Raw genomic sequence first — 5,097 nt, forward strand, 5'->3', positions numbered from 1 at the left:
CGACCCCGACCCCCGTCGCGGCCAGGTCGTAGTCGTCGCTACCCATGAGCCCGGGGTGCTCGGCGGTCTCCCCGCCGACCAGCGCCGCCCCCGCCTGCTCGCAGCCGGTTGCGATGCCGGAGACGATCTCGGCCACGCGCGCGGGGACCAGGGAGCCGCACGCGATGTAGTCGAGCAGGAACAGCGGCTCCGCGCCGCACACCACGAGGTCGTCGACGACCATGGCGACCAGATCAATACCCACGGTGCCGTGCGTGTCCAGGGCCTGGGCAACGGCAATCTTGGTACCCACACCATCGGTCGACGAGGCGAGCAGCGGCCGGCGGTACCGCGCCGTGTCCAGCGCGAACAGGCCGGCGAATCCGCCGAGCGAACCGACGACCTCGGGCCGGGTGGCGCGCGCGACGTGACCACGCATCAGCTCGACGGCACGCTCGCCCGCGGCCACGTCGACCCCGGCCGCCCGGTACGAGTTCAATCCACCGCTCATGCGGGCCTCACCCCGGCCGGCTGGGGCTCGGGCTCAAGCTCGGGCTCGGCGTCGTGGTTGTCCGGGGAGAGATCGGCACCGTTCATGCCCAGCGTCACGCCGCGCCGCAGCGCCTCGGTGATCATGTCCTCGGTGGTCTCCGCGCCGCCCGTCGCCTCCAGCCGATGCTTGCCGAGCTTGTCAGAATCGTTCAGCGGAACCGGGTACACGCCGTCGAAGCAGGCCCGGCAGAGCGTGCCGGCCGGTTGGCGGGAGGCCTCGATGAGGCCCTCCAACGAGACGTAGGCCAGCGAGTCGGCCCCGAGAGAGGTTCTGATCTCCTCGATGCCCGCCTCACTGGCGATCAGCTCGGCGCGGGTCGCGAAGTCGATGCCGTAGAAGCAGGGCCACCGTACCGGCGGCGAGGAGATCCGGATGTGGACCTCGGCCGCGCCGGCCTCCCGCAGCATGCGCACCAGCGCGCGCTGCGTGTTGCCGCGGACGATCGAGTCGTCCACCACGACGAGGCGACGCCCCTCGATCACGTCCCGCAGGGGGTTCAGCTTGAGCCGGATCCCGCGCTGCCGGATCGTCTGCGAGGGCTGGATGAAGGTGCGCCCGACATAGGAGTTCTTGACCAGGCCCTCGCCGAACGGGATGCCCGACTCCTCCGCGTAGCCGACCGCGGCGGGTACCCCGGACTGCGGCACGGGGATGACCAGGTCGGCCTCCACCGGCGCCTCGCGGGCCAACTGCCGGCCGACGTCGACCCGGGTGGCGTGCACGGAGCGTCCGGCGATCGACGTGTCCGGGCGGGCGAGATAGACGTACTCGAACAGGCAGCCGTGCGGATCGGGCCGGGCGAACGTGCGAGAACGCATCCCCTCGGCGTCGATAACGACCAGCTCACCGGGAACGATCTCCCGCACGAGAGTGGCGCCGACGATGTCGAGGGCAGCCGTCTCGCTGGCGACGATCCACGCGCCGTCGGGATGGCCGTCGAGCCGGCCGAGCACGAGCGGGTGGATCCCGTGCGCGTCCCGGGCGGCATACAGCGTCGAGGCGTCCGAGAAGACCAGCGAGAAGGCCCCGGTCAGGCGGGGCAGCACGTCCATCGCCGCGTCGACGAGGGTCGGGCCGGGATGGTCGGCGAGCATGGCGGTGATGAGGTCCGAGTCGGTGGTCGCCCGCAGGCGGTCCCGCTCCGCGCCGAGCGTCCGCGCAAGCTCGACGATGTTGGTGAGGTTGCCGTTGTGCCCGAGCGCGATGGGGCCGCCGAAGCGGGCGGTGCGGTACGACGGCTGGGCATTCTCCCAGGTAGAAGAGCCCGTCGTCGAGTACCGGGTGTGGCCGACCGCCACATGGCCGCTCAGGCTGGACAGGGTGACCTCGTCGAAGACCTGAGCGACGAGCCCCAGTTCCTTGAAGACCACCACAGTCCGGCCGTCCCCGGCCGCGATGCCGGCGGCCTCCTGACCGCGGTGCTGCAGCGCGTACAGGCCGTAGTAGGCCAGGTTCGCCACGTCCTCGCCGGGCGCCCACACCCCGAACACACCACAGGCGTCACGCGGCCCCGGCTCGTCGGAGAGGTCGGATTCCCATCCGGGGATGGCGCCGAAGCGGGGTGCGACGTCTGGCACCAGGACTCCTCGACAGGTCAGGGATACCGAAGAATGCGGACGATCTCGCGCGGGACCATGCGGGACTATAGAGGTGCCGGGCTCGTCCGCCGACGTGCCGAGACGCGCCGACCACTCCGACCACCGCCTCGCCCCGGCAGCTACCTCCCACCACGCTAGCAGTGAGGACGCGCATCGGCCGTTGTGCGCGCATGCCCCGGACGGACCAGATCGTCCCTGGTAGATCATCCGGCCCAGCCAACCCGCACCTACAGGAGGGGCAGGTAGGAACTGAGGTCGGCGCGCTCGCCGCTGGCCGCGACCCGGCCGTCGGCCACCGCCTCGGCCCACGGCAGGCGGCCCGCGCACAGCAGGACGAAGGCGACAGGTTCGGCCTCGACGACGTTCGGCGGTGTGCCCCGGGTATGGCGTGGACCCTCGACGATCTGCACGGCCGTGAACGGCGGCACCCGCAGTTCCACCGAGCGTCCGGGTGCCCGCTCGGCGAACATCTCCGCGAACACCTTCGTCGCCGCCTTGAGCGCCCCCCGGGCCGGCGTGACGCCTAGCTCGAGGCCGTGCACCACCGCCTCGACCGCTCGGGTGCGCAGGAACTCCGCCAGTCGCATCGGGCCGCCCGGCGTCGGGACCACCGCTTCCTGAGTCGCCGCGGCCATGGCGGCCACCGCGGCCGACACCTCGCCGGCCAGCCGGCCTCTGATCTCGGCCGGCCCACGGTTTGCCGCCAGCGAGCGGGCGGTGTCCGCGACGGCCTCCGCCCGGGTTCCGGCGCCCGTCAGGTAGCCGCTCGCGGTGACGAGATCCCTCGCCGTGACGAGATCCGTCGTGCGCCGGGACGCCGGGACCGCGGGGGCCAGGGCCTCGGTGAGCGCGGTCGCGGAGCGGGAGACGTGCAGGACGAGGTCGCCGACCATCCAGCCGGGCAGCGGACTCGGCGCCCCGAGAGTCCCGTCGGGCAGGACACTCACCGCATCGACGATCCGCTGCCACTGGTCCGCCAACGTCGCGGCCAGCTCGGTACCGGTCGCCAGGGGATCCTGGCGGCGTCCGCGGGGTGGCATCCCTCCATCCTGCCCGGCACCGCGTCCCGGCCGGGTATCCCATCCTGCCCGGTACCACCAGGTACCACCAGATACAAACCGGTACCACCAGATACCACCCAGTACAAACCGGTACGCGGTCGTATCCGGCCGTCCGCGCGCGCCGGTGTGCCGGACCCGACCCCCCGCCCTGCCGGGCGGGAAGACGAGTATGGACGGGTGCCAGTGACGATCCCGCGCGCTCCCGCCGACGAGTACGGAACCGCCGCGATCCGGCAGCGGGTTCTTGACGCCTGGGCCGCCTCCCCGGCCCGCTTCCGGGAAGACGCCAATGCCGAGGAGGACGCGGCTCTCGGCGCCTACCGCGACCGCCTCGTCGTCGAACTTGTGCAGAACGCGGTCGACGCCGCGCGTGAGGCCGGCGTCCCGGCCCGGGTGTACCTGCGGCTGCGCACCTCCGCTTCGGAGTCGGATGCACCGGACGTTCTAGCTGCCCCGGATGCTCCTGATGTTTCGAAGACCGGCGCCGGTCCCGGCGGCCTGTTAGAGATCGCCAACACGGGGGCACCGCTGAGCCCGGCGGGGGTGGAGGCGCTGTCGACCCTGCGTGCCTCGGCGAAACGGGACACCACGTCGGTAGGGCGGTTCGGCGCCGGATTCGCCGCGGTACTCGCGGTGAGCGACGATCCCTCGATCGTCTCCCGGTCCCGCCCGGGCGCGGGGGCGTCCGGAGTCACCTGGTCGAAGAGCAGGGTGATCGAGGCCGTGACGGCCGCGGGGGTGGGCGGCGGCGCCGGCACCACGGCGCCGGCGCCGGCGCCGGGCCTGCCCGAAGAACTGGCCCGGCGCGACGGGGCGGTACCCATCCTCCGGCTACCGTTCGATCTTCCCGCGCCGCCTGCACCGCCGGACGGGTACGACACCGTGGTCCGCCTCCCGCTGCGGGACGTCGCGGCGGCCACGGCGGCCCGGGATCTGCTGGCCGGGCTCGATCCGACCCTGCCGCTCGTCCTCGGCGGTCCCAGCGAGATCGTGGTCGACGTCAACGGGACCGTTCGAACGATCACCTGTCGATGGATCCGCGGGGGCGGCTCATCCCAGCCCGCGTCGAGCGCGACGTCGACGCGTGTGGAGATCGCCGAGCTCGACGGCGATCTCGACGGCGAGCGATGGCGCGGCATCGCCCGTAGCGGCATGATCCCGGCCAGCCTGCTGGCCGACCGCCCGGTAGAGGAGCGCGGCCGGAACCGCTTCACCGCCCGGGTCATGGTCCGCGACGGCGGATGGCCCGAGGGCGTCGCCCGGGTCGTGCGGGCACCTCAGCCGACGGACGAACCGATCTCGCTGCCGATCCTGGCGAGCGTCGAGCTGCCACTGGATCCCTCGCGTCGACACACGGTATCGGGTCCGTTACGGGACTGGCTCACCGATCAGCTGAGCGCAGCCACCGTGGCGCTGGCCGAATACCTGGGCGCCGGCAGGGATCCAGACGCCGGCAGAGATCCAGACGAGACGCCTGGCGACCCGCTGGCCGCGCTGGCCCTCGTGCCGACGGGGCTGCCGGTGGGCGAGGTCGACGGCAGGCTACGGGACGCGCTGACCCGACTTCTCCCGGACGCGGCGCTACTGCCCGGCGGTCTGCGTGGCCGGGACTGTTCCGTCTGCGATCTCGGCCCCGCGACCGATGCGGTCACCGAGCTGCTGCGCTCCTCCTGGACCGGGACCGACCCGGCCGAGATCGCCGGCACGGACGGGGCGGGTCCGGATGGTGACGACACCGTCGCGGCGAAGGTCGCGGCGAAGGTCGCTGGGAAGGTTCCCGGCCTGCTCCCGGCGGCCTATGCTGCCCGCCGGTGGCGTACCGCACTCTCCACCCTGGGCGTTCGACGGGTGGACAGCGCCGCCCTGGTCGAGCTGCTCTCCGGGGTGTCCCGCCCGCCACACTGGT

The 5,097-nt window shown here is 72.7% G+C and carries 4 protein-coding genes; 1 reads left to right on the forward strand and 3 read right to left on the reverse strand.

The features are described from left to right. From ACY45C_RS07980 to ACY45C_RS07990, 3 genes are all read right to left on the reverse strand, one after another. The coding region (locus ACY45C_RS07980) for a phosphoribosylformylglycinamidine cyclo-ligase (RefSeq protein ID WP_462186986.1) at positions 1-490 on the reverse strand (490 nt) is incomplete at its 3' end. Further along, positions 487-2,109: an amidophosphoribosyltransferase gene (purF, locus tag ACY45C_RS07985; RefSeq protein ID WP_462186987.1), complete on the reverse strand. Its 1,623-nt coding sequence runs from the start codon at positions 2,107-2,109 to the stop codon at positions 487-489. The genes ACY45C_RS07980 and purF, both read right to left, overlap by 4 nt. A 248-nt stretch (positions 2,110-2,357) precedes the next feature. After that, a complete protein-coding gene (locus ACY45C_RS07990) occupies positions 2,358-3,170 on the reverse strand; it encodes a sterol carrier family protein (protein ID WP_462186988.1) in 813 nt (270 codons plus the stop codon). 198 nt (positions 3,171-3,368) lie between these two features. On the opposite strand from ACY45C_RS07990, the gene ACY45C_RS07995 reads away from it, so the two are divergent. Continuing rightward, a partial coding sequence (locus tag ACY45C_RS07995) for a sacsin N-terminal ATP-binding-like domain-containing protein (protein ID WP_462186989.1) occupies positions 3,369-5,097 on the forward strand: 1,729 nt, incomplete at its 3' end.

It is taken from the genome of Frankia sp. CcWB2 (genome assembly GCF_977927585.1).

Excerpts from the sequence above, each read along its gene's own strand:
- ACY45C_RS07990 (WP_462186988.1), bottom strand. The coding sequence starts at position 3,170 with ATGCCACCCCGCGGACGCCGCCAGGATCCCCTGGCGACCGGTACCGAG.